The 20,131-nt window shown below is 66.9% G+C and carries 18 protein-coding genes, 1 tRNA gene and 1 pseudogene; 11 read left to right on the top strand and 9 right to left on the bottom strand.

Translation table 11 applies throughout. From position 1 onward, the window contains the following. Positions 1 to 6: 6 nt before the first annotated feature. A complete protein-coding gene (locus ACRDNQ_RS00310) occupies positions 7 to 906 on the bottom strand; it encodes an SPOR domain-containing protein (RefSeq protein WP_431826624.1) in 900 nt (299 codons plus the stop codon). A 304-nt stretch (positions 907 to 1,210) separates the two neighbouring features. Between ACRDNQ_RS00310 and ACRDNQ_RS00305 the strand changes: the two genes are divergently transcribed. Then, positions 1,211 to 1,300 (top strand) — tRNA-Ser (locus tag ACRDNQ_RS00305). Between the two features lie 272 nt (positions 1,301 to 1,572). Beyond that, a pseudogene (locus ACRDNQ_RS00300) lies at positions 1,573 to 1,901 on the top strand (DDE-type integrase/transposase/recombinase); the annotation flags it as partial. A 54-nt stretch (positions 1,902 to 1,955) separates the two neighbouring features. On the opposite strand, the gene rhmD reads toward ACRDNQ_RS00300, so the two are convergent. Genes rhmD through ACRDNQ_RS00270 form a run of 6 tightly spaced genes read right to left on the bottom strand, consistent with a single transcriptional unit; the run spans position 1,956 to position 7,250 of the window. Beyond that, positions 1,956 to 3,146 carry an L-rhamnonate dehydratase gene (gene rhmD, locus ACRDNQ_RS00295; RefSeq protein WP_431826623.1) on the bottom strand — a complete coding sequence of 397 codons (1,191 nt, stop codon included), beginning with the start codon at positions 3,144 to 3,146 and terminating at the stop codon, positions 1,956 to 1,958. Continuing rightward, positions 3,143 to 3,460, bottom strand: coding sequence for an L-rhamnose mutarotase (rhaM, locus tag ACRDNQ_RS00290; RefSeq protein ID WP_431826622.1), 318 nt, complete (start codon positions 3,458 to 3,460; stop codon positions 3,143 to 3,145). The genes rhmD and rhaM overlap by 4 nt, the downstream gene beginning before the upstream one ends. Beyond that, entirely contained in the window at positions 3,453 to 4,262 is an 810-nt protein-coding gene (locus ACRDNQ_RS00285) for a FadR/GntR family transcriptional regulator (RefSeq protein WP_431826621.1), read from the bottom strand. The genes rhaM and ACRDNQ_RS00285 overlap by 8 nt, the downstream gene beginning before the upstream one ends. Before the next feature lie 10 nt (positions 4,263 to 4,272). Then, a complete protein-coding gene (locus ACRDNQ_RS00280; RefSeq protein WP_431826620.1) occupies positions 4,273 to 5,154 on the bottom strand; it encodes an amidohydrolase family protein in 882 nt (293 codons plus the stop codon). A gap of 10 nt (positions 5,155 to 5,164) precedes the next feature. Continuing rightward, on the bottom strand, positions 5,165 to 6,337 hold the full coding sequence (locus ACRDNQ_RS00275; protein ID WP_431826619.1) for an L-rhamnonate dehydratase: 1,173 nt from the start codon (positions 6,335 to 6,337) through the stop codon (positions 5,165 to 5,167). A gap of 25 nt (positions 6,338 to 6,362) precedes the next feature. Then, positions 6,363 to 7,250, bottom strand: a complete 888-nt coding sequence (locus ACRDNQ_RS00270) for a dihydrodipicolinate synthase family protein (protein WP_431826618.1) — start codon at positions 7,248 to 7,250, stop codon at positions 6,363 to 6,365. 162 nt (positions 7,251 to 7,412) lie between these two features. On the opposite strand from ACRDNQ_RS00270, the gene ACRDNQ_RS00265 reads away from it, so the two are divergent. The 8 genes from ACRDNQ_RS00265 (at position 7,413) to ACRDNQ_RS00230 (ending at position 15,598) form a co-directional block, all read left to right on the top strand. After that, positions 7,413 to 8,453, top strand: a complete 1,041-nt coding sequence (locus ACRDNQ_RS00265) for an aldo/keto reductase (protein WP_431826617.1) — start codon at positions 7,413 to 7,415, stop codon at positions 8,451 to 8,453. A gap of 20 nt (positions 8,454 to 8,473) precedes the next feature. Further along, complete coding sequence (locus ACRDNQ_RS00260; protein WP_431826616.1) at positions 8,474 to 9,988, top strand: sugar ABC transporter ATP-binding protein; 1,515 nt, start codon at positions 8,474 to 8,476, stop codon at positions 9,986 to 9,988. Then, positions 9,985 to 10,971 carry an ABC transporter permease gene (locus tag ACRDNQ_RS00255; protein ID WP_431826615.1) on the top strand — a complete coding sequence of 329 codons (987 nt, stop codon included), beginning with the start codon at positions 9,985 to 9,987 and terminating at the stop codon, positions 10,969 to 10,971. The genes ACRDNQ_RS00260 and ACRDNQ_RS00255 overlap by 4 nt, the downstream gene beginning before the upstream one ends. Then, entirely contained in the window at positions 10,968 to 11,948 is a 981-nt protein-coding gene (locus ACRDNQ_RS00250) for an ABC transporter permease (RefSeq protein ID WP_431826614.1), read from the top strand. Before ACRDNQ_RS00255 ends, ACRDNQ_RS00250 begins: the two co-directional genes overlap by 4 nt. A gap of 46 nt (positions 11,949 to 11,994) precedes the next feature. Continuing rightward, positions 11,995 to 12,993, top strand: a complete 999-nt coding sequence (locus ACRDNQ_RS00245) for a substrate-binding domain-containing protein (RefSeq protein ID WP_431826613.1) — start codon at positions 11,995 to 11,997, stop codon at positions 12,991 to 12,993. Positions 12,994 to 13,055: 62 nt separating this feature from the next. After that, positions 13,056 to 13,370 carry an L-rhamnose mutarotase gene (locus ACRDNQ_RS00240; protein WP_431826612.1) on the top strand — a complete coding sequence of 105 codons (315 nt, stop codon included), beginning with the start codon at positions 13,056 to 13,058 and terminating at the stop codon, positions 13,368 to 13,370. Between the two features lie 9 nt (positions 13,371 to 13,379). Continuing rightward, a complete protein-coding gene (locus tag ACRDNQ_RS00235; protein ID WP_431826611.1) occupies positions 13,380 to 14,132 on the top strand; it encodes an SDR family NAD(P)-dependent oxidoreductase in 753 nt (250 codons plus the stop codon). Next, positions 14,129 to 15,598 (top strand): FAD-binding oxidoreductase, encoded by a 1,470-nt coding sequence (locus tag ACRDNQ_RS00230; RefSeq protein WP_431827827.1) that lies wholly within the window; start codon positions 14,129 to 14,131, stop codon positions 15,596 to 15,598. Before ACRDNQ_RS00235 ends, ACRDNQ_RS00230 begins: the two co-directional genes overlap by 4 nt. A gap of 302 nt (positions 15,599 to 15,900) precedes the next feature. On the opposite strand, the gene ACRDNQ_RS00225 is transcribed toward ACRDNQ_RS00230, so the two are convergent. Together ACRDNQ_RS00225 and rocF are read right to left on the bottom strand one after the other, a co-directional pair. Then, positions 15,901 to 16,734: a beta-keto acid cleavage family enzyme gene (locus ACRDNQ_RS00225; protein WP_431826610.1), complete on the bottom strand. Its 834-nt coding sequence runs from the start codon at positions 16,732 to 16,734 to the stop codon at positions 15,901 to 15,903. A 373-nt stretch (positions 16,735 to 17,107) separates the two neighbouring features. Then, a complete protein-coding gene (gene rocF / locus ACRDNQ_RS00220) occupies positions 17,108 to 18,034 on the bottom strand; it encodes an arginase (RefSeq protein ID WP_431826609.1) in 927 nt (308 codons plus the stop codon). 241 nt (positions 18,035 to 18,275) lie between these two features. Here rocF and ACRDNQ_RS00215 point away from each other — a divergent pair, with 241 nt between their 5' ends. Beyond that, complete coding sequence (locus ACRDNQ_RS00215; protein ID WP_431826608.1) at positions 18,276 to 20,114, top strand: SLC13 family permease; 1,839 nt, start codon at positions 18,276 to 18,278, stop codon at positions 20,112 to 20,114. Positions 20,115 to 20,131: the final 17 nt, after the last annotated feature.

Below are 20,131 nucleotides of genomic sequence, written 5' to 3'. Positions count from 1 at the left end.
CATCGGTCAGTTCGCCACGTAGTATGCGTCGGTAAAGCCAAGCTCCTTCACCTTTGCAAGGATCGAGGCGCGTTCCTGCGAGGTCGTCGCGGGGCCGACGATCACACGCCAGAATTCCTTGCCCCGGCTTTCCTGCCGGACGACCGTCGGCACGACACCCACGGTGCGCAGGCTGGCGGCGGTGTTGTTGGCATTCGCCTCGACGCTGAAGATGCCGATCTGGACGAAGGGCTCGGACAGGGACGATGTCGACGCCGGGGCCGCAGCGGCGGCCGGGGCCGCGGCTGGTGCGGGCGCAGCGGCGGGCGCGGGGGCGGCAGACGCGACCGTTGCGGCCGTGCCGGCCTCGGCCTCGTCGATCGCGGCGGCCGCCGCGGCGATCGGATCCAGCGGCTCGGACGAGATCTCGCCCGGCGCCAGCCCTTCCGCCGCCGCGTCGGCCACGACGGGGGCCGGGGCGATCTCGACCTGCTCGCGACGAAGCGCGATCACTTCAAGCGCCGCCGGCTGACCTGCAAGCATCCCAAGCTCGATCGCCGCGTCCGAAGACACCTGGATGCGCGGCCCGGGGTTCTCCCGCTCGCGCCGGAACAGCGCGCCGATCACCTCGTTGCCGTTGGCCGCGTTGCGGATGATGACGCGCTCGGGCTCAGTCACGTCGGGATGGGCGACCCAGACCCCGCCAAGGGACGGGCGGCCGTCCCACAGGCCGGTTTCGGCCGCCTGGAAGACTTCGGGCGCCTCGACGTCGCGCTCGACGACCTGGGCCCCGGTCTCGGTGGTGATCACCTCTTCGCCGCCCTCCGACGAGGGTGCGGACCCAAGAAGAAACTCGCCGTTCTCGTCGCAGCCTGCCAGTGCCGCGGCCACGACGAAGAGTAGTGGCATCTTCCAAGACTTGCTCATGCCTTGCCCCTATGTTGCCGCGCGATGTGCCCCGCGCTTGCGCCGCCAAGGCGGCACGTGCCCTGCCTGTAACTCGACCGTCGGAACTGGCGTCGGGTCGGGTCGTTCGGCGTTGGCGCGGAGTGTAGCGGCAGAACGCCGTCATGGAAAGGCCCGCGCCGGGTCGTGTGCCCCGTTCCGGCAAAGCTTCGCGCGGCTTGACAGGACGCGGGCCACGCGACACACCCGCGGGGATCGTGTGCCAGTCCGATCGGCTGGCATGCGACAGGCTCCCCTGCCCCGCTACGGGCGAGGCGCGGGCCACGGAGAGGTGGCAGAGTGGTCGATTGCGACGGTCTTGAAAACCGTTGACCGTGAAAGCGGTCCGTGGGTTCGAATCCCACCCTCTCCGCCATATCTAATTGATTTTAGTAGTGAAATACGCATGCCGTTTGTGTGCCCCACATAGTGCCCCACTTCTCCAAAGCGCTTGGCTGTTTCTTGAGTGCGGCTGAGCATCAGGGATCTAGAGCGTTGATGCACGATCCCTCCAATGCCGCGAGACGCACGATGATGCTGAGGTCCATGCAGCGGACCAGCCGTCGGGTTACGCGCTGAACAAGGTGGCGCTCCTCGGATGCTTCGCGGAATGCAGACTGCGCCATTGCAACCGCGGAAGCCACGTCGTGGCGTGCCGTTGACCGCGAGGCCGAGGTGCTTGGAAGCGTCGTTACGAAGACGCGAGACAAGACGGCGGCCCGTAAGTTCCTTAGAAAGCCATGAAGACGCACGGCCGGTGCGGGCAGTTCGCAACGGACAAGCTGCGGCCCTACGGCGCGGCAATGATGCCTCTCGGTATCGAGGACAGAGAGGAAAAAGGCCGATGGCCGAACAATCTGGCGGAGAATTCGCACCTGCCTTTCCGACGATGGAAGCGGGCATTCCTGGGCTTCCGGCGCATGCGAAGTCCGCGAAAGCTCACCTCCGTCCACGACTCCGTCACCAACCACTTGAACATCGGGCGCGGCGATGGGGATGAGGCGTCGGCGCGTCCGGCCTGTCGACGATCGCTAACCCGGCTTGACCTCGGCAAGAACGTCGCGCGCGGCAAGCGTCATGCCGAAGCCCGGTGCGTCGGGCACGCGCATGCGTCCGTTCTTTGGCACCGGCTCGCCGTCGAAGAGCGTGCCGAACACCGGCCGGATCGACCGGCCGTCCGCACTGGCCGCGACGTATTCGCAGAAGGCGGGTTCGGTGCGGCTCGCGATGAAGTGGTAGGAGTAGGGTCCGCTGCCGTGCGGAACGATCGGGATGTCGTAGGCCGAGGCATGGGCCGCGATGCGAAGCGTCTCGGTCAGGCCACCGACCCACATCACGTCGGGCTGCAGGATGTCGAGTGTGCGCTCTTCGATCAGGCGGCGAAAGCCGTAGCGGGTGTATTCATGCTCGCCCGTGGTCCACATGAGGTCGGGGTGCGACTGCCGGAGGCGGCGGTAGCCCTCGGTGTCCTCGGGTGAGAGCACCTCTTCCCACCAGTAGATGTCGAGGTCGCGGCAGGCGGTCGCGAGCCGGCTCGCATAGGGCACGTCGAGCGCCATGTAGCAGTCGACCATCAGCGGATAGCCCGGCCCGACCGTCGCGCGCTGCGCGGCAAGGAAGTCGACGTTCCGGCGCAGGCCTGCCTCGCCATCGAAGGGGCCTTCGGGCAACGGCACCTTCGCGCCCCAGAAGCCCATCGCCTTGACCGCCGCAGCGTCGGGCCCGGTGCAGTAGAAGCTGATCTCGTCCCGCGCCTTGCCGCCGATGAGGTTGAACACCGGCTCGTCCCGGACCTTGCCGTTCAGGTCCCACAGTGCGAGGTCGACGGCGCTCATCGCGAGGATCGGCAAGCCCTTCCGGCCGTAAGGCAGCGTCGCTCGGTAAAGCTGGTCCCAGATCAGGTTGATGTTGCGCGCATCCTGCCCTTCGATGAAGCGGCGGAAGTGGTTCGAGATGAGCCAGGCGGCAGGCATCCCGCCGCTGCCTGTCGCGACACCGGTGACGCCGGCCTCGGTCTCGATCTCCACGACGATGCTTTCAAGCGCGTTGATCCCCCAACTCGACCGCCGGGCGCGATAGGCCGCGTGGCCCGACATCGGGTTCGCGATCAGACTGTCGACAAGCCAGTGCTCGGCCGCACCCTGCTGGAAGTACGTGCCCGCCTCGCTGCTGGGCCGAAGGGTGTAGACACGCAGCGCGCCGATCCGGAAGTTGCGGCTCATGGCAGGTGGAACACCCGCGAGAGCGGCACCTGCACCGGCACGTTGTCGGAGTGGGTGTCCATGATGTCCGCCATGTGCGCCCACCAGTGCCTTACGATTTCCTGATCGGGCAATCGGTCCATCGTGTGGTCGTCGGACCGGGTCAGGATCGCGAAGAGGTGGTGCGTCTCGGGGTCGAGCCAGATCGAGTAGTCCGAGACGCCCGCCTCCTTCAACGCGGTGACGAGTTCGGGGAAGATCTCGTCATGGCGCTTCTCGTATTCGGCCGCCTGGCCGGGATAGAGCGCCATGCGAAAGGCGATGCGTTCAGGCATGGTCGATGCCCCCCCCTCCGGTCAGTTCTATGGCGCGGACGGTCGTCTCGACCACATGCTCGAGGTGCCTGCGGTAAGCCGCGGCGGCAGCGTCCGGGTCACGGTCGCAGATCGCGTCCGCCACCTCGCAGTGCTGGGCGACCGAAACCGGGATGACGCCCGGCAGCGTGCTCGCCACCCGCCGCATGTCGAGGCCGATGTCGTAAAGCCCCTGCGCCAGCGCGAAGATCAGTGCGTTGCCGGCAGGCTCGTTGAGCGCGCGGTGGAATTCGATGTCCAGAAGCCGGAACGCCACGGGGTCGTCGTAGAACGCCCGACCGTCAAGCGCGAGGCGGCGAATCTTCTGCCGTTCGGCATCGGTCGCGCGGATCGCACAGAGCCTGGTAAGTTCAAGATCGACGAGGGCCCGCGCCTCGAAGTGCTGGGTCACGTCGTATTCGGTGACTGACAGCATCGCGTTGAACGGGGCGACCATCCGAGTGGGCGAGAGGTCGGTGACCGTATAGCGCCCGCCCTGCCGGCTTTCGAGCACACCCATCAGCGTAAGCGCCTTCAGCGCCTCGCGCAGCGGCGGGCGCGAGATGCCGAAGGCCACGCACATCTGCGCCTCGGTCGGCAGACGGTCGCCCGACTTGAGGTTCCCGCTCTTGATCATCGCCATGATGCGCGTCGTCACCTGTTCGGCGATCGGCTTGCGCTCGAGCGTGCCGCCAAGCCGGCGACTGTCGGCCTTGGCCTGATCCACGGCAAGCCCGAAGGGGGTCTCGAGCTTTGCGACCGACGGCGTCTTGTCATGGCCCATGGCGCGGCACCTATCCCTGCAATCCCAGCCGGTAGAACCGGTTGGCGTTGTCACGGTAGATGGCGCGACGCTCGGTCTCGGAAAGCGCGGCCAGCGCCCGGTCGAGAACGTCCACCCACTCGGGGATCGTCGTCGCCTGCAGGCAGATCGGCCAGTCTGCGGCGAAGATCGTGCGCGCCGGTCCGAAGGCGTCGAGCGTGGCGTCGACAAAGGGCCGCAGGTCCGCTTCGGTCCAGTTGGCGTGATCGGCCTCGACCGGCAGGTCCGAAAGCTTGATCCAGAGGTTGGGGAACTGCGCGAGGTCCGCGAGGTCCGCGCGGTACTGGTCGATCGCACCCTCGGCGATGCCGGGCTTGCCGCAATGGTCGAGGATCAGCGTCACCCCGGGGACGCGGCGGACGAACTCGCGCACGATGTCCATCTGCGTGTGGTTCACGTTGATCTCGAAGTGCAGCCCGTACTTCGGCAACAGCTTCACCCCGTCGACGAAGGCATCCGACAGTGTCAGGGCACGCGGATCGTCGTCGAACTCGACGATCCGGCGGATGCCCTTCACGCGCGGGAAGCGGCCGGTCATCTCGTCGAGCATCGGTTCGACCGCCCGGCCCTTCTCGAGCGGGGCCATCGGCACGATCCCGAGGATGCGCGGGTCGCGCTTCGCCTCGTCCTCGACGAACTCGATTTCCTCGATGTACTGGCCGCCCTCGGGCGTGAAGTCGCAGTAGCATTCGAGGAAGACCATCGCCTCGACCGCCACGTCGCCGCAGGCCTTCTGGTAGTCCTCGACATGGAAGGACTTGCCGAAGATCGGGTGCCCCTCGAACGCGGAATACTTGAGCCGTCCGTGGTCCCAGATGTGCAGGTGCGTGTCGATGATCGGGAAGGCCGGCATGGCGGGCTCCTCAGCTTGTCAGCCTGAAGTTCTGGTCGGGCGTCTGGAGGGTGAGGCCGAATCCCGGGGCGGTGTCCGAAAGGTTGATGTAGCCGTCTTCGGCCACTGGTTCACCATCGAAGATGTACCAGAACAGCTCGTTGCCGACCTCGACCGGGACCTTCGGGAAGTATTCCGAGATCGGCGCGGCGTAGGACGACATCGAGACGTGGTAGTTGTGCATCTGCCCCGCGTGCGGGATGACCGGGATGTCGTAGGCCTCGCAAAGGTCGGCGATCTTCTTCGCCGCGGTGATGCCGCCCACGCGGTTCACGTCGAACTGCACGATGTCGTAGGCGCGCAGATCAAGCGCGTGGCGGAACCCGGCAAGCGTGTATTCATGCTCGCCGCCCGAAATCGCGACCATGTTCAGCGCGCGCAGCTCGGCATAGCCCGCAAGGTCGTCGGCGATCACAGGTTCCTCGACCCAGCGCATCCCCAGCGGCTCGAGGAGGCGAAGCATCCGCCGGGCGTATTCGATGTTCCAGCCCATGTAGCAGTCGGCCATGATATCGACGTCATCGCCCACCGCCTCGCGCGTGGTCTTAACAAGGTCGACGTTCTTCCGCATCCCCTCGAGCCCGTCCTTCGGGCCCCAGCCGAAACGGATCTTCACCGCATTGAAGCCCTGTTCGGCATAGGCCTTCGCCTCGGTGTAAAGCGTGTCGAGCGGTTGGCTGTAGAGGCGGCTGGCGTAGACCGGCAGCTTCGGCTTGGTGCGCCCGCCGATCAGGCGGAAGACCGGCTGGCCCAGCATCTTGCCCTTGGCGTCCCAGATGGCGAGATCGACCGCGCTCATCGCGGTCATGCCGATCCCCTTGCGGCCGAAGGGCATGGTGCGGCGATACATGCTTTGCCAGATGTATTCGCTGTCCATCGGATCCGTCCCGATCAGGAGCGGCTTGAGGTAGGTATCGATCGTCGTCTTCGTCGCGTGCGGCGCGAGCGCCGCGTTGCCGATGCCCACCGTGCCGTCGTCGCACTCGATCTCGACGACCAGCCAGCCAAGGAACCGGAAGCCGGCGATCGAGCCGGTCACATCGGTGACCAGGTCCCCCGCCGTCGTGCAGAAATGCGGCGGCATCGGCGCGACCGCGCCCACCCATTCCCAGATCGTCGTGCGTACGTCGGTGATCTTTGCCATGGAACGGTCCTTCGTCTGTATCCGGTCAGTGCGCAAGCGGTCCAAGGTCGGCGGCAAGCCGCCGCGCCCAGGCCAGCCCGCGCGGGGAAAGCGGTGAAGATGGCAACCGGTGCGTGCCTGGCTCGAGACCGAGGCGCATCGCCGCGATGAGTTTTCCGTAGAGCACGAACTGCGCGACGCCCTGCATGATGAAGGCCAGCGTGGGCAGAAGCCGGCGGTAGAGCGTCTCGGCACGATCCTCATCGCCCTCCCGCATTGCCCGGGCGACGGCGACCTGCAGGTCGATCGTTTCGATCCCCGGGATCATGCCGTCGGCGCCCGCGCGGTAGTTGTCGGTCAGCTCGAGCCCCGCGCGCCCGTTGAGAAGCCGCAGGCCGCCGCCCACCGCATCGCGCAACTCGCCCAGCGCCAGCGCGCTGCATTCCGCCTTCACGGCGATGACGTTCGGGTGCGCTTCATGCAGGCGGGCGATCTCGGCGGGCGTCAGGCCGATGCCCAGGAACTCGGGCGCGTTCTGGATGGCGACCGGCACGCCTGCGGCCTCGGCGACCTGACCGAACCAGGCGACGAGGTCGGTGCCCGATGCCGGCGGCCGCGGCGGCTGGAGGATGAGCCACGCCGCCCCTGCCGCTGCGGCTTCGCGGGCGGCGTCGATTGCGTCGGGCAGGTTTCCTTCCGAGATCGTCACCGCGACGGGCAAGTGTCCGGCGGCCGCGGCGAGCGTGCCGTCAAGAAGCGCGCGCCGTTCGTCGCGTCCAAGCTTGTGCGTTTCGGTTCCGAGGCCAAGGACGGCCACGCCCTCGGCCCCGGCGGCGACCGCGGCGGCGACCTGCGGTGCAACGGCGTCGGCGCGCAGGCGACCCTGATCGTCAAAAAACGCATAGAGCATCGGATAGGTGCCGACGGCCGTCATGCGCGGTCTTCCCTCCCCCCAGGCAGGCCCGATCGCCCCGCCCTGTGTGAGCTGAATTGTCGGCATCACAAAAAAGTTGTCAAACTAATTTTTGTCTGACAAGTTTTACCTCGCAAGCAAAGCGCCGCGACGCAAACGGCCGGAAATCCAAGGGGGGAAGCATTGGCTGTCAGCCTCGACTCACGTCGCAAGGTCGGTCGAACGACCCTTGAGCTGCCGGTCTGCGGGCTTGGCACGGCGCATCTGGGCGAACTCTACGGCTACGTCGACGAAGCGATCTCGCGGTCGACGCTCGAGACCGCGTGGAACAGCGGCATGCGCTTCTTCGACACGGCCCCCTGGTACGGCCGGGGCCTGGCCGAGCACCGGCTGGGCGGCTTCCTGCGCACCCTGCCCCGCAGCGACTTCCTGATCTCGACCAAGGTCGGCCGCACGTTGCACCGGCCGAAAGACCCGGCGACCTTCGACCGCGGCCCCTGGGCCGGCGGCCTGAACTTCGAAGTCCGCTTCGACTACAGCTACGATGGGATCATGCGCTCGTACGAGCAGGCGCTGCAGCGGCTGGCGCTTGACACCGTGGACGCGCTCGTGATCCACGACCTCGACGCGGCCTATCACCAGCCGGCCGAGACCTACCTTGGGCATCGGCGTGCCCTGGCGTCCTCGGGCATGAAAGCCCTCCAGGAGCTCAAGGCCGCGGGCGACATCGGCGCCTACGGCATGGGCATCAATACGAACGAAGCCTTCGAGACCGTGGCGCCCGAGGTCGACCTCGACTTCCTTCTCGTCGCGATGCCCTACACGCTTCTCGACCAGGACAGCCTGCACCGCGGCATGGCGGAATGCCTTCGCCGCAACGTGTCCGTCATCATCGGTGCGCCCTATGCCTCGGGCATCCTCGCCACCGGGGCGAGCGAACGGGCAAGCTACGGCTACGCCGCCGCCCCGAAGGCGATTCAGGACAAGGCGCGGCGCCTGCAGGACATGGCCTCCGCGCATGGGATCGCGCTTCAGGCGGCGGCACTACAATTCCCGCTCGCCCATCCGGCCGTCGTCTCGATCATTCCCGGCGCAGCCCGGCCCGAGGAGGTCGCACAGAACGTTCGCCACCTTGCCACGACCGTTCCACAGGCCTTCTGGAGCGATCTGAAGGCGCAGGGCCTTCTGAACCCCGACGCGCCGGTTCCCGGCGGCGGGGCCTGACGCCCATGGCGGACGACAGCATGACCGCGAGCGTCCTCATGTCAGCCCGGGGCATCTCGAAGCAGTTCGCGGGTGTCGAGGTGCTGACCGACGTCGATCTCGACCTTCGCAAGGGCGAAATCCACGCGCTGCTGGGCGAGAATGGCGCGGGCAAGTCGACCTTCGCCAAGATCCTTGCGGGCGTGCACCGCCCGACGCGGGGCACGCTCACCTTGGAAGGGCGTGCGACCGAGGTTGCCTCGCCGGTGGCCGCGCAGCGCCTTGGCATCACCCTGATCCACCAGGAGCCGATTTCGTTCCCCGATCTCTCGGTCGCCGAGAACCTCGTCCTCGGGCACGGGGATGAGGCACCACTTGGCCGCGTCCGCTGGGCCAGGAACACAGCGCGGGCGCGTGAGTTGATGGAGCTTCTGGGTGTGCGCATCGACGTCAACCGCGTCATGCGCGGCCTGTCGATCGCCGATCAGCAGATGGTCGAGATCGCCCGCGCGCTCGACAGCGACGCGCGGCTCATCATCATGGACGAACCGACGGCACCGCTGACGCCAAAGGAGGTCGAGACGCTTTTCGGCATCGCCCGGCGTCTGCGCGACGAAGGGCGCACGATCATCTTCATCTCCCACCGGCTCGAGGAGGTGCGCGCGCTCTGCGACCGCGCCACCGTCTTCCGCGACGGGCGCCTGGTCGGGACAGTCGATGTGGCCGGGGTCGAGGATGCCGACATCATCCGCATGATGATCGGCCGGCCTCTCAAGGACTATATCCACAAGCACCGCGCCCGGATCGGCGAGACCGCGCTCGAGGTCCGGGGCCTGACGCGCGCACCCGCCTTCCGCGACATCTCGTTCACGGTGCGGCGGGGCGAGATCGTGGGACTCGCGGGCCTGGTCGGTGCGGGCCGAACGGATGTGGCGCGCGCGATCTTCGGCGTGGCGCACGCCGACAGCGGCACGATCCACGTTGGTGGACGTGACGTGACGATCGCAACGCCGACGGACGCCATCGAGCTTGGCCTCGCCTTCGTCCCCGAGGATCGCGCCGTGGCCGGGATCTTCGGCACGAGGTCGGTCGAGGACAACATCACCGCGGCCGTTCCGGGCCAGATCTCGCGCTTCGGGATCGTCAGTGCGGCGCGGGTCCGCGCTCTTGCCCAGGCCTCGGTCGAGAAGCTCAAGATCCGCCTCGCCACGCTGCGCCAGCCGATCGTGGAGCTGTCGGGCGGCAACCAGCAGAAGACGATCCTTGCGCGCTGGCTGCACACCGACCCGGCGGTCCTCATCCTCGACGAACCCACGCGCGGAATCGACGTGGGCGTGAAGGCCGAGTTCTATGACATGATCGGGGCCCTGGCCGAGGACGGCAAGGCGATCCTCCTCATCTCGTCCGAACTGCCCGAGTTGCTGGCCCTCTGCGACCGGATCCTCGTCATGGCCGAAGGGCGCCTGACGGCCGAGATCCCGCGAGAGGAAGCCACGCAGGAAAGCGTCATGCACGCGGCCGTGCCGCGCACCTCTGCGGCGGGGATCGCGGCATGAACGGCGGCCTCGTCAGTCTTCTTCAGCGGCGCGAGGCCGGCATCCTCGTGATGATCGTCCTCTTCTGCCTCGCCGTGGGCCTCTACAAGCCGCAGTTCCTGACGCTGAACCAGCTTCGCGTCACGATGCTTCTGGTGCCGCTCATCATGATCGCCGCGATGGGGCAGATGCTGGTCCTGGCCGCGCGGCACGTCGACCTCTCCATCGGCTCGATCATGGCGGTCGCGGCGATGGCCTCGGGCCTGATGTTCCGCTATGCGCCCGAAATCCCCTGGGTTCTGGGCTTTCCGCTGTCGATCGGGGTCGGCATCGTCCTTGGCCTCATCAACGGCGCGCTGGTCGTCTACTTCCGCCTGCCCGCGATCATCGTGACGCTCGGCACGCTGAACCTGTATCGCGGGCTCACCTTCATCATGTCGGACGCGCGCCAGATCGACCGCCAGTACGTGCCATCGGCTTTGAAGGCGATGTCGCAGACCTCGCCCATCTTCGGCATCCCGTGGATCATCTTCATGATGTTCGGCGTCGCGCTGCTTACATACTGGTTCGTGATGCACACGCGCATGGGGCGGCAGATCTTCGCGCTTGGGTCGAACCCGACTGCCGCGCCCCTGCGCGGGATCAACGTGACGCAGGTGACGCTTGTGGTTTTCGCGATCTCGGGCGGGCTCGCCGGGCTTGCGGGCATCATGTACGCCAGCCGATGGGGCTTCGTGAATCCGTCGAACACGGGCGCGGGCTTCGAATTCCAGGTGATCGCGGCCGTGGTGATCGGCGGGGTGTCGATCAACGGCGGCGTCGGAACGGTGGGGGGCGTGGTGCTGGGCGTGCTGCTTCTGGGCTGCGTGGCGTCGGCCCTGCCCCTTCTCGGCATTCCGGGAACCGCGCAGAATGCGATCTATGGTGCGGTGATCCTCGTCGCTCTCGTCATCGACCGGATGGTGCGGCAGCGAGGAGACAAGGCAGCGGGGGCCATGACGTGACCGACGCCACATCGAGCCCCAAGACGCCCGCGCAGCCGGCCTGGCAGTCCGCCCTGATCCGGCCCGAGGTCATGACGTTCGCGCTCCTCGTCCTTGCGGTCGTGGTGGCAAGCCGGATCTCGCCCTTCTTCCTCGACATCAGCTACATCCTGCGTAGCTTCACGCTTTATTCCGAGATCGCGCTCGTCGCGCTTGTGCTGACCATGGTCATCATCGCGGGCGAGATCGATCTGTCGGGCGCCGCGCAAATGGCGCTGTCGGCGAGCCTCTTCGCCTGGGCGCAGGCGTCCGGCGTACCGATGCCGATGGCGATCGCCATCGGGCTTCTCGCGGGGCTTGCCATGGGGGCGCTCAACGCGTTCATGGTCATCGCGCTGCAACTTCCGTCGATCATCGTCACGATCGGCACGCTGATCCTGTTCCGGGGCCTCGCGCAGATCATCGCGGGGGACCGGTCGATCCGCGTGCCCGAGTGGTACATCGGGATAAACGAGGTGATGGTGCTGGGCATTCCGTTGCCCGTCGTCATCTTCACCGCGACGGCGCTGGTCCTGGCGGTCGTGATGGGGCTCACGGTCTTCGGGCGGCAGATCTACCTCATCGGCACGAACGCGGTCGCGGCACGCCACGCGGGCATCCGCTCGGCGCGGATCAAGACAATCCTGTTTCTGCTTCTTGGCCTTACGGCGTCCATCGCGGGGCTGATGACGGCATCGCGCCTGGGCTCGGTTCGCTACGACCTGGCGCTGGGGGGTGAGTTGCAGATGGTGCTCATCGCAATGCTGGGCGGCACCTACATCTTCGGTGGGCGGGGCTCGATCATCGGCAGCTTCCTTGCGGCCTGGCTCCTTGTCATCGTGTCCACCGGCATGATCGTCGCGAACTGGCTGCCGGCCTGGCAGCTCTGCGTGCTGGGATCGCTGCTGATCGTATCGATCGTGGCGACGAACCTGATCTATTCCCGCACCCAACGGTAGCGGGCTGAACCGCCGGCAAGGGCCGGATAAACTGGGAGGAAGACAAATGAAGACGAAACTTCTGCTTGGCCTGACCACAGCCGTCGGCCTGGTCTCGGCCGCGTTCGCACAGGATGATCCCCTGTCGATCGTGTATATCGGCAAGAACACCGGCAACCCCTACTTCGACTCGATCACCGGCGGCTTCGAGGATGCCTGCGAGTCGCTCGGGTGCGAGTTCGAGTTCGTGGCGCCCGCGACGGCCGAAGCCACAAGCCAGATCCCCTTCATCGAGGCCCAGATCCAGCGCGGCGTCGAGGTGATCGCGATTGCGCCAAACAGCCCCGACGCGCTGAACCAGGTGCTGCGCCAAGCGCAGGACGCGGGGATCCTCGTGCTGACCGTGAACGGCGACATCACCGGCAGCGAAGAGTTCCGCGACGCCGCGATCCTGCCCACCAACTTCGACATCGTCGGCCGCGACCAGGTCGAGCTTGTGGGCTCGCTCATCGGGTATGAAGGGCAAATCGCGATCCTGTCCGCCACCACTGAGGCACCGGACCAGAACAAGTGGATCGTGGGCATGAACGAAACGCTCGCCAGCGATCCGAAGTACGCCAACATGGAACTGGTGGCGACGGTCTATGGCGACGACCAGCCCGAGAAGTCGACGACCGAGATGGAGGCGCTGCTTGCCAACTATCCCGACCTTAGGGGCGTGATCGCACCGACTACGGTGGGGATCGCGGCGGCGGCGCAGGTCGTGCAATCGCGCGGCATTTCCGATCAGGTGCAGGTCACGGGCCTCGGCCTGCCGTCCGAGATGCGCGACTTCATCAAGGACGGCACGGTGGACGCGTTCCAGCTCTGGTCGCCCTACAACCAGGGCTGGCTTGTCGCCCACTTTGTCGACGGCCTGACCAAGGGGACGATCCAGAACGAGGTCGGCGCCACTTTCGAAGTGCCGAACCTCGGAACGATCACGATCAACGAAAACAACTCGATCAACACGCAGTCATCGCTCACCACGTTCGACATCAACAACATCGACGACTTCGACTTCTGATCGTCGATGACAGAGAGCCCCGGGCCGACACTCCCCGGCCCGGGGACGCCGACAGGACAGCCATGGAACGCGTCGCCTTCAAGATGAAGCTGCACCCCGGCCGGGTGGCCGAGTACAAGCGGCGGCATGACGAGATCTGGCCCGAGCTTGCCGAGCTTCTGGCGGCCTACGGCATTCGCGACTACGCGATCTTCCATGATCCCGAGACGGACATCCTGTTCGCGACCCACCGCAAGACGGCCACGAACCGTCTGCACCAGCTTTTCGCCGAGCCGCTGATGCAGAAGTGGTTCGTGCACATGTCCGACATCATGGACACCAACCCCGACCTGACGCCCGTCCAGATCCCGCTGGACTGCGTCTTCGACATGGACTGAGGAAAAAGAGTGGCGAACGCATATGACTTCTCGGGCCGCGTCGCGGTCGTGACCGGCGGTGGACAGGGCATCGGCCTCGCCGCGGCGCAACGGATGTACGACGGCGGCGCGTCTCTTGCCATTTGGGACCGGGACGACGCCGTGCTCGCTCGTCTGCCCGAGCATTTCGACATGGGACGGGTGTTGCCCGTCGCCTGCGACATCGGCGACCTCGCAAGCGTCGAGGCCGCAACGGCGGCGACCATGGCCCGCTTCGGCCGGATCGACGTGCTGATCAACAACGCCGCCATCGTCGGGCCGAACGCCACGACGTGGGAGTACCCGCCCGAGGCCTTCGAGGCGGTGATCCACGTGGGCCTCGTCGGCACCTTCTACGTGTCGCGCACGGTGGTGCCGCACATGATCGCGGCGGGCTACGGGCGGATCGTCAACGTGGCCTCGGTCGCCGGCAAGGAAGGCAACCCGAATGCGCCGGCCTATTCTTCGGCCAAGGCCGGAGTCATTGCGCTGACGAAGTCGCTAGGCAAGGAACTCGCCGGCCAGGACATCGCCGTGAACTGTGTGACGCCCGCGGTCGCCAAGACGACGCTCGCTCTACAGCAGAGCGAGTCGCACATCGCGTACATGCTGTCGAAGATCCCGCGCGGCCGGATGCTCGAACTGCACGAGGCGGGCGCGATGATCGCCTGGCTCGCGTCCGAAGAGAACAGCTTCACCACGGGCGGCGTCTTCGACCTTTCCGGAGGGAGGGCCACGTACTGAGCGCCGCCACCCAGACCCCGCACTCCGACGACGCCGCCCCAGCGGGCCGCGGCGCCCTTCTCGCCGCGCTTCGGGCGGAGATTGGCGCGGCCCACGTCCTGACAGGAGAGAAGACGCGGCGCTGGCAGTCTGACTGGACGGGCGTCTACCGCTGGTCGCCCCTCGCTGTCGTCCGGCCGGGCGACGCCGCGGGCGTCGCGGCCGTCCTGCGACTTGCAAGTGCCCACCGCACGCCGGTCGTGCCGGTGTCAGGCAGTACCGGCCTGTCGGGGGGCACCCATGCCGAGGGGGCGCTGATGCTGTCGCTCGACCGGATGAACCGGATCCGCGCAATCCGCCCGACCGCCCGTGTCATGGTGGTCGAGGCCGGAGCGATCCTTTCCGACATCCATACGGCCGCCGAGGCCGAAGGGCTTGTCTTTCCGCTGACCTTCGGGGCGCGCGGGTCCGCGCTGATCGGCGGCTGCCTTGCAACGAACGCCGGCGGATCGAACGTCCTGCGCTACGGCAATACGCGCGGTCTCTGCCTTGGGCTGGAGGTCGTGCTTGCCTCAGGCGAGGTGCTCGACCTCATGACGGACCTTCACAAGGACAACACGGGGCTTGACCTGCGCCAGCTTTTCATCGGTTCCGAGGGCGTCCTGGGCGTCATCACCGCCGCGGTGCTGAAGCTCTTTCCCCGCCCTCGCGCCTATGCGACCGCGATGGTGGCGGCGCGCGGACTGCCCGAGGCGCTGGCGATCCTCAACCGGCTGCAGGAGGACACCGGGGGCAAGGTCGAGGCGTTCGAGTACATGCCGCGCGGCTACATCGAGACGCATCTTGCCCATGTCCCAGGCGCCCGCGAACCTTTCGCCCAGACGCATGAGGTCAACCTGATGGTCGAACTGGGGGCCACTTCGCCCGCCGACGCAACGCCGCGTCCCGACGGGACAGTGCCGCTCGTGGAGCAGCTTGAAGAGGTGCTGGCGGGACTATGCGAACAGGGTCTTGTCCTGGACGCGGCCATCGCCCGGAACGAGACGCAGCGGCGCGAGATCTGGGCCCGGCGGGAAAGCGCCGCAGACCTGACCGTCACCTCGCCGCACCCGATCATCAACGACGTGGCCCTGGCCGTCGACAAGGTCGAATCCTTCCTCGCGCGTGCCTCGAAGCGGCTGGAACAGGTCGACCCGGGCGCGCGTACCTTCGTCGTGGCTCACCTCGGGGACGGGAACGTTCATTACAACGTCTGGCCCGCGACGACCGACGGGACCCGGGACGAGGCCATCCGCACCGCGATCGAAGACACCGTGGCCGAACTTGGCGGAAGCTTCTCGGCCGAGCATGGCATTGGCGTCTCGAAGCTGTCGTCGATGAAAAGATGGAAGGACCCCGTGGCACTCGACGTGATGCGGTCGATCAAGAGGGCCCTCGATCCCCTGGGCATCCTGAACCCCGGCAAGACGATCCCGGACGCAGGCTGAGGGGCTTTGCCTGAGCAGCCCGCGTGGGGGCGCCAGCGGGACCGGTAGCGTCGCGACCCGGCCCGATGCAGCTTCTTCACGTGGGACAGGAGCGGCCCCGAGATCATGCGCCGCGCCGTTATGCTCGACGTCGGGATTCCGAACTGAAAGATGCATGGCCCAAGACACCTCTCTGCGCGACCGGGTCCGTGAATTCCCGTGCGCCGGGGCTGATGGCGCCGCGTCGGGACGGCCCTGCGTGATGTCGGGCGGCCTCGGCTTGCCCGGCTGGCCATGGCCCGGTTGACTTTGCCCGGGCGAACTCAGCCCGGCAGGCGAAGGCCAAGGATCCTGCGCGCCTCGGCCCAGGTCGCCACGGGCCGTTCGTAGCGCTCGCAGATTCCGACCACCCGGCGCACCAGCGCCGCGTTCGATGGCGCAAGCCGGTCCCGGTCCAGCCGGACGTTGTCCTCAAGCCCCGTCCGGCAATGCCCGCCCGACGCGACGCACCATTCGTTGAGCAGGATTTGCGCCGGCCCGATCCCCGCCGCACACCATTCGGCGTCAGGCGCAAGGCGCGCGAGTGTCTCGACGAAGAAATCGAAGGACGCCTTGTCCGCCGGCATCGCGTTTTTCACGCCCATGACGAACTGGACATAAAGCGGCGATTTCAGCCGCCCGTCCGCCGCCATGCGCGCCGCCTGGAAGATGTGCGACAGATCGAAGGCCTCGATCTCGGGTTTCACGCCGTGGGTCAGCATCTCGGCCGCCAGCCAGTCGACAAGGTCGGGCGGGTTCTCGTAGACGCGGGTGGGGAAATTGTTCGACCCCACGCTGAGCGACGCCATGTCCGGGCGCAGCGGCAGCATCCCGCCCCGCGCCGTCCCTGCCCCCGACCGACCGCCGGTCGACAACTGCACGATCATGCCGGGGCAATGGGTCTCGATCCCCTCCTTCAGCCTCGCGAAGCGCTCGGGGTCCGAGGTCGGAGTGCCATCCTCCATCCGCACGTGGCAATGTGCGATTGTGGCCCCCGCTTCGAAGGCTTCGTGCGTGCTTTCCACCTGCTCGGCGATGCTGATCGGCACCGCCGGGTTGTCGGACTTCTGCGGTAGTGATCCGGTGATCGCGACACAGATGATGCAGGGCTTGGTCATGTCTTTCGAAAAAAGCCATCACTGGGGGTCGAGGACAAGGTCGATCTCTGTCCGCCAGATCGTATCGCCGCCGTCGGTCCGCGTGAAGGGAACGTCACGCGAACCCTTCCCGGCCGAGACGCCTTCAGGGGGCGCCAGCGACGAAGGTGCAGATCGTGACCGGTCGAAAGACCCACGCGCGGACCGGAAAGCGCCTCTGCGCGGGCCGAATGGGATGCCCGTCGACGCGCCCGAGCCTCTCTCCCTGCGGCCCCTCGACCGGAATGGGACGGGGCACGGCCTTGAACCCGGGAATCCGGCACCGGCCATCGGGTCGCCGCGTTTCTTCCATGCAAGCGGGAAGACCGGCATCGGCGCCACGACCGCCGCACGGTCAGGCGCGGAACATGCGCGTCGGCCGATCAAGGACGCTGCGGCCAAGAAGCGAGGCGCAGAGGTCCGACATCAGCCGCGTGGTCTGCCCGGCGTGGTCGAGAAAGGGGTTGAGTTCGACAAGGTCGACCGAGGTGACAAGACCGCTGTCGTGCAGAAGCTCCATGATCAGGTGCGCCTCACGGAAGGTCGCGCCGCCAGGAACCGTGGTTCCCACCGCCGGCGCGATGGCGGGGTCAAGGAAATCGACGTCGAAACTGACGTGAAGCCGTCCCTTGGCCTGCCTCACCCGGTCGAGAAAGGCCAGAAGCGGTTTCGTGACGCCGGTTTTGTCGATGCTGCGCATGTCGTGGGCATCAAGCCCCAGTTCCGCGATATGGCGCCGCTCGGCCGGATCGACCGAGCGCAGGCCCATCATGCAGACGTGCCCGGGCTCGATCCGGGCGGGCAACGGTGGATAGGCCTCGCAGCCCGGAAGGCCAAGCGCATAGGCAAGGGGCGTGCCATGGAGGTTGCCGGTTTCGCTTGTGTCGAGGGTATGGACATCGGAATGCGCGTCGAGCCAGAGTACGAATTGCGGGCGGCCAAGCCGCGCCGCATGGGCCGCGACACCCGGCAGCGTGCCGGCCGTCAGGCTGTGATCGCCGCCCAGAAAGACCGGGATATCCCATCCCGCGGCCGCGTCCTGCGCGGCAGGCAAGATCGCCCGGACCCAGTCCATCACGGCGGCGCGCCTTGCGTCCCCCGACAGGGCCGTCCCGGACGGCACCGGAACGACCCGGCCAAGATCGGTGACCTCGTGCCCGAGCGCCCGGATCATCCCGGCAAGGCCGGCGGTCCGATAGGCATCCGGACCCATGAGGCATCCGGGCTGACCTGCCCCCTCGTCCACCGGCAGACCCAGCAGGGCGATTCGTCTTGGCTCCATGCATTCCTCGCAAGGTGTTCGCGCGACCATTTCGCAGGCTAGCATGCCACAGGCAGGAAAAGCGCGGCCTGCTTTGAAGGCAAACACAGCCCACCAGACCCGCAAAGTGCCGCCCGTGACACCGGGGCGCCTGCCTCCCAACCGAAGTTGATCGCCAACGTGGAGTATTCGCCTGACAAGGATTGCGTGATAGCGTCCGGCCTGTCACGAAGATCCTGAAACCATCCAAAGGTATGCGCCCGTGACCGAAATCTGGATCGTTTTTGCAATCGTCGCAGGCGTCATCGTCCTTTTCATGTGGGACCGGCTTCCGGTCATCGTGGTCTGCGTGGGTTGCGCGCTGGCGCTTTGGGCGACGGGCATCCTGACCATCCAGCAAAGCCTTGCCGGGTTCGGCGATCCGGCCACCATCTTCGTGGCGTCGCTTTTCGTCATAAGCGCCGGGATGGAGCGGTCGGGCGTCACCGCCTGGGTGGGACAGGCCCTGATCGACAAGGCCGGCGACAGCCGGACCCGGCTGATCGTGTTCATGACGCTTGCGGTGGCCGTTCTTAGCGCGCTGATCAGCGTGAACGGCGCCGTGGCGGCTCTTCTGCCGGTGGTCGTGGTGCTGGCGGTTCGGCTGAACCGCGCGCCGGGGCGCCTGCTGATGCCGCTGGTGTTCGGCGCGCACTGCGGGTCGATGCTGCTGCTGACCGGCACGCCGGTCAACGTCCTGATTTCCGAGGCGCTCTCTGACGCGACCAGCCGCAACTTCAGCTATTTCGAGTTCGGCCTTGTCGGTGTCCCGCTGGTCATCGGCGGCGTGCTGATCTCGGTCGTGCTGGGCGAGAAGCTCTTGCCCGCTCGGGTCAGCAAGACGCTGCCAAGCGACCTGAGCCGGCACGCGCATACTCTGGTCGAACAGTACAAGCTGACGTCCGACGTGCAGTGGCTCCGCATCCGCGAGGATTCGCCCCTCGTCGGCACCGACCGGAACGCCATTGATCTGTCGTCCCGCCCGGGGCTCGCGCTTGTGTCCGTCCGCACGGCCGCAAGCGAGGTCGGGCTCAAGGCCGCAGCCGCCGAGGGGCTCGAGATGCGGCGCGACCGGCTCGTGGCCGGCGACATCGTCGTCGTGCGGGGCGACACAGTGGCGGTTGGCGAGTTCGCTCAGGAACTTGGGCTCACCATCATCGACGAGGTCGATCCGCAGGGGGCCGCCAACCGGCTTTTCAACCGCAACTCGGGGCTGGCCGAGGTGGTGATCAAGCCGCGCTCGCCGCTGGTGGGCGAACGGTTCTTCCCGGGCATGGTCACGCCCAGCGGCGACCTGATCGTTCTTGCGATCCAGCGACAAGGCAAGGACCTGACCACGGGCGAGCCGCTGGCCGCTGGCGACACGCTGCTTCTGCAGGGCACCTGGGAAGCGATGGAGACCCGACTGGAACCGGCCGAAGTGCTGGTCGTCGATTCGCCCGAGCTTGTGCGACGGCAGGCGCTGCCGATGGGACCCGGCGCACAGACGACCCTGGTGATCCTTGCCGGCATGGTCCTGCTTCTGGCGACCGGCCTTGTTCCGGCGGCTGTGGCCGGGCTTCTGGCCGCAGGTGCCTTCCTTGTCAGCGGCATCCTGAACGTCGAACAGGTCTATCGCGCGATCAACTGGACGACCGTGATCCTAGTGGGCGCGATGATGCCGCTGTCGGTCGCGATCCAGGAAACCGGGGCCGCGCAGCTTCTGGCCGAGGGGCTGGTCGGCCTTGTCGGCGACGCGGGTCCGCGCGTGCTTCTGGCTGGTCTCTTCGTGCTCACGGCGGTTCTGGGCCAGGTCATCTCGAACACGGCCACCGCGCTGATCATCATCCCGATCTCGGTCGTCACGGCAACGCAGATGGGCATTTCACCCGAGCCCGTGCTGATGGCCGTGGGCGTGGCCGCGGCGGCGGCCTTCCTCACGCCTGTGGCAACGCCCACGAACCTGATGGTGATGGAGCCGGGCAACTACAAGTTCACCGACTACTGGAAGTTCGGCCTGCCCTTCATGCTGTGGTTCTTCGTGGTGGCCGTCTTCGTGGTGCCGCTGATCTGGGGTTTCTGATGACCGCCGCGCAGGGC

Source organism: Saliniferula longa (assembly GCF_050789285.1).
GTDB lineage: Bacteria > Pseudomonadota > Alphaproteobacteria > Rhodobacterales > Rhodobacteraceae > CAVPWP01.
This window is presented reverse-complemented; position numbering and strand designations above follow the sequence as displayed.